The organism is Candidatus Culexarchaeum yellowstonense (assembly GCF_024707025.1).
In the GTDB taxonomy this organism is placed as follows: domain Archaea; phylum Thermoproteota; class Methanomethylicia; order Culexarchaeales; family Culexarchaeaceae; genus Culexarchaeum.
This window is the reverse complement of sequence record NZ_JANGFQ010000243.1, coordinates 1-4,372: the sequence shown is the minus strand read 5'-3', so window position 1 is coordinate 4,372 and position 4,372 is coordinate 1. Positions and strand designations below refer to the sequence as shown.

At 40.1% G+C, this 4,372-nt stretch carries 4 protein-coding genes and 1 pseudogene; 1 reads left to right on the top strand and 4 read right to left on the bottom strand.

Translation table 11 applies throughout. The features are described from left to right. Together MRT15_RS12095 and MRT15_RS12090 are read right to left on the bottom strand one after the other, a co-directional pair. Nucleotides 1-343: pseudogene (locus tag MRT15_RS12095) on the bottom strand (hypothetical protein); the annotation flags it as partial. Between the two features lie 701 nt (nt 344-1,044). Then, the gene (locus tag MRT15_RS12090; RefSeq protein WP_304330545.1) at nt 1,045-1,398 is read right to left on the bottom strand and encodes a retroviral-like aspartic protease family protein; all 354 of its coding nucleotides are present in this window, start codon (nt 1,396-1,398) and stop codon (nt 1,045-1,047) included. 323 nt (nt 1,399-1,721) lie between these two features. Here MRT15_RS12090 and MRT15_RS12085 point away from each other — a divergent pair, with 323 nt between their 5' ends. Further along, nucleotides 1,722-2,561, top strand: a complete 840-nt coding sequence (locus MRT15_RS12085; protein WP_304330544.1) for a HepT-like ribonuclease domain-containing protein — start codon at nt 1,722-1,724, stop codon at nt 2,559-2,561. 273 nt (nt 2,562-2,834) lie between these two features. Here MRT15_RS12085 and MRT15_RS12080 read toward each other — a convergent pair whose 3' ends face one another. Together MRT15_RS12080 and MRT15_RS12075 are read right to left on the bottom strand one after the other, a co-directional pair. Further along, nucleotides 2,835-3,674 carry a HepT-like ribonuclease domain-containing protein gene (locus MRT15_RS12080; RefSeq protein WP_304330543.1) on the bottom strand — a complete coding sequence of 280 codons (840 nt, stop codon included), beginning with the start codon at nt 3,672-3,674 and terminating at the stop codon, nt 2,835-2,837. A gap of 431 nt (nt 3,675-4,105) precedes the next feature. Then, complete coding sequence (locus MRT15_RS12075) at nt 4,106-4,240, bottom strand: hypothetical protein (RefSeq protein WP_304330542.1); 135 nt, start codon at nt 4,238-4,240, stop codon at nt 4,106-4,108. Nucleotides 4,241-4,372 lie beyond the last annotated feature (132 nt).

The following is a 4,372-nucleotide window of genomic DNA, read 5'->3' as shown; positions in this document are numbered from 1 at the left end:
GCCTATACATGAGCTCAAAACCCCTATTCATATCCTTCCTAAGCTCAGCGATCTCATTTTCATGCCTATCAAGCCTTTTAAGTATCTCAATGAACTTTTCATCATGAACTTCTAAACGTTTGAGTATTTCAGCAAACTTTTCATCATGGGAATCTAGACGCTTGAGTATCTCGATGAACTTTTCATCATGTCTATCAAGCCTCTTAAGTATTTCGATGAATTTTTCATCATGAGCTTCTAAACGTTTAATAATTTCCCCTAAGCCTATTAGACCTGCAACGGCATACCTAAACTCTTCATCCTCCCTCAGTAGCTTGAGCACTTCAGTCTTAAGCTTTTCCAATTCAATCAAAAGTAATAGTGATTGAGGGTGTTCTTATCTCTTTCCCCAGCCGATTTGGAGAGTTGCCTCTAAGCCTTAAAAGCTGAAATGTTTTAAGTAGGGTATCCATGTGTAAAAACTTATACTATATTTTACACATGGAAAATGGAACAAAATCATAAACAAGCCACTTTCAAAATCTAATAAAACCGATATCAACTTAAACTCTTAAATTCCCTCTACTTGCGAAAATCACCCCCACAATTTCTCATCAGAAGAGAGTGCATCTCAAAATCCCTCTTAACACCTTCATACGTATGGTCTCCATCTATGAATATGAAGTCCACCCTCACCCAAAATCCTCTTAACCTCCTGAGCAAATAGATCTTCTGCCCTTCTTGAATAACATTGTATCATTATCTAATAAGAACACGTATTTACTTCTCCTATCTCTAGCTAAGTTCTTCCCTGCAACTAAGTTTGATAACTGTTATAGAGAACGACGCTACTTCTCCCTCGATGAGATGTTGTTGAAAATGGTTTGGAGATGCTTGCAGAAGCATCTGTAGGATGACTATGAGATTGATTGCATATAGATGTTGCAAGCTTTTGCTGAAAATTTCTACAAACTCTTAGAGCGTGTTAAGTTTATTAATCTTATTTTGAGCATCTGTGAGCAGGAGATTATGGAGAACAAAACTGAAACACTATAAGAATTTGCTTTAGAATAGAAATGCTACACTTTCCTTAAGCTTACCTGTAGTAGGGTCCACTTCCAAGCGAAGCCATTCAAGTGCTGTAACACCTATAAGTGCAAAGTTTAATTCACTCGATATCAGCATGGGCACAGCCCTTCTCCTACTCATAATCTCCATAACCCCTATACACTCATCAAGCTCCACAGGACCTCTAGCTGTTAGCACAACACTTTTACCAGTCACAGGTAGCTGAAGCTCTTCAGCAATTTTCCTAGGGATTACAGTGTCTGTAGCCCCTGTATCAACAAGAGCTTTAACAGATGCACTTCCACCTGTAAACGGATTCCTAATAACAGCCTCAACCCAGATATGTCCCACCCTTAGCCCACCTCATAGACCTACACTACCTAAAAGTCCTAACTTTTCTTAAATATCTTCACTATCTTCAATATCGGGATCTTATGCTGATTATAATATGATAGCTTTACACCTAGTTTAATTGGATTTATCCTCATCTTCCCGCTTTTAGAAGTTCCACTTTCAATTTAAACTCATAATTCCACACCACCTGCATACTCAACATCCCCACCAAAAATTTTCTCAGCATTATTCATGGCTATGGATGTAAAGTGTGAATTGAAGTTTTCATGCATAAAATCTATTTCCTTGTTTAGCTAATGGTAATTGGGTGTAAAGTTGCGGTGAATGGCACGGAGGTCGGAGGGAGGAAGCTTATTGATAGATTAAGGGATGTGCTGGAGAAAGATGAAAACATCCTCCTTGCCTACTTATTTGGGTCTAGGGCGACTGGGAAGGCTTCTTCAATCAGCGACTTCGATGTAGCCGTCCTCCTTAAGGACAACAGCTTGACAGGGATAGGGCGTGTATTGTTCAGCGTTTCGAAATCTTTAGGGGTCAATGAAGATGCGGTAGACATACTTGACCTCTCTAAGGCTCCTCTGCGCTTGAAGGTGAAGGTCTTGAAGGAAGGGGTGAAGCTTGTAGATAGAGGTTACGAGGAAGCAATTGTTCAGGAGGTTAACAAAAATTTCCCAGAAATAGCGTTGGAAATTCAGAAGGAGCTACACTGGTGGATTAGTAACCCAAGAGGAATCGACATAGAGCTCATTAAAGAGTTTCTGGACTACCTAGCTCAAGTTCATAGACACCTAGAATCATTCCTAAATAAACGCAGGGTTGAAGAATTGTCAAGTAATGCTGAAGCTTGGTATGCCCTAAAAAGCATGGTTCAAGACATCATACAGGTAATGATAGATATATGCGCACACATAGTCGGCGCAAAGCAGCTGGGCGTCGTAAGCGCCTATAGAGAGTATATAGAGAAGCTTGTAGGATATGGGCTGATGAAGCCAGCTTTGGGAGAAAGAATTAAGACGATGATCATTCTAAGGAACAGGCTCATAAATAGGTACTTAACGGTTAAACCAGAGGAGCTATGGAGCTGGGCTATGAAAATTTCCTCAAAAATCATTCCGGAATTCGAGGAGTGGGTGCTTGAAATAATTACCAGTAAAGTTTAATATTCTTGAATTCATCCCACTCAGTAACAATAATTGCACACTCAGAATCTTTCAAACACTCCTCAACACTACCAGCATACTCAACATCCCCACCAAAATTCTCCTAACATTACCCATAGCCTTCGAATCATAAACAGTTACTCTAGCCCCTCTTAAGTTCTGAGCCGAATATGACTCATGAGCAAACTAGCTAAACGTAGAGCTGTAGTACTCAATCTTTTCCACATTCCCCCCGTTAAAGGATCTACCTTAAGACCTAGGGTCTCTAAAGCATCAACACTCTTTCTTCAATAAGTCTTCCATAGCATATATGAAGTCTTCAGCCACCTTTACAAGCATCTTGGCTTCCTCATATAATCTCTCATGATCGATGACCATGTATCTGTGAACCAATATGTTTCTCAATCCCACATACTCCTCCATCCTAGCTGCAAGTTCGGGGGGTAGTATGCCATTATCTTTCAGCAGTTTGATTATGTCCTTGTAAGTCTCCGGGATCCCCATCTTCTTCGCTGAAACGATGTGGCGGCATATATCCAGCATGGTTTCTATAGTTATGTGTACGTACCTCTCCATCGAGCTTCTGTGGAGCCTTGAGGCTATCACTTGTTCCCGTGGTATGCTCAATATATCCTCCCTCAACGCAGCTATGCATTCTAGGATCTCGGTTATCCTTGACTTCAATAGCTCCTTATCCACTTTGCAGTTCATAGTCCTCATGGCTTCTTCATACGTTGATTCCAGCAGACGCCTAGCCTCTGGATAGTTGCCTATAAGCTCCTCCCTCAGCTTTTCCTCGAAGTTGCCTCTATCTATGAGCTTGAAGCCATATTTAACTATGCTATACTTCAAGCGGAGGGGTGCCCTTGCCAGATCCACAAGGTCTAGGAGATCCTCATTAATTTTCAATGCTTTCGCGAGCTTGCTCCACAAATCGCTTAGTTTCCTCAAGCTGTTGTCTTTCAGGAGCACCGCCACATCCACGTCGCTCAATGGAGTTGTAAAACCGTGTACATAGGAGCCGAACACATATGCGAGGAGTACATTATCATCTCCCAAAAGCTCCCCCCTCAACCTCTTCAGCCCCTCTGAAACGCCCCCCACATCAGCCATAAACCTCACCACTCACATATACATGCACAACGCACTATTAAAAAGGCATCCATATAAACACTCCCCACCAAACTCCTCTCATACAATTCTCCATCAACTACGTAAACAACATTCACATAAAGAACAAAAAGATGTCATCAAAAACTGAAATCAAAGCACACCCATAAACCAACAATGAAAATCATCAAACACAAAAACTACAAATCTAATAAAAACAAATATCAACATGAAACCTACAATTCCTTACCAGCGAAAATCACCTCCTACACTCCCAAACTATGTTTCCAAATACATATAATACCCATCACATCCAATCTCAACATACAAAGCATTTGAACAATACAAAACTTCCAACATAAAAACGAAAAATATTCATTTTCACCATAAAGAGTGATTCATTCAATTAACATATCAACATTTAAAACAATATCTTATGAGCTTTTTCTCACAATCCCCTCAATAGATTCCTCCGAACTTTTAAGTTTACTCAAACCCAGAAATTCAACAGCCTTCTTCACATTAACCTTGATTTTGCTCTTATCATCTTCATTGAATAAAGGCTTCACCTTAATACGACATTATTCTACCTAATTAATCTAATCTTAGTGCCAAAGATCTGCCTTAAAAAGAGGATATCTTGCTCATCAAACACATTCAAAACCTCAAAGACGCCATGTAAACGAATTTTCTCAATAGCT

What these genes read in the sequence shown, in the direction of transcription:
- MRT15_RS12080 (WP_304330543.1), bottom strand. Translation starts at nt 3,674, where the DNA reads ATGGCTGATGTGGGGGGCGTTTCAGAGGGGCTGAAGAGGTTGAGGGGG.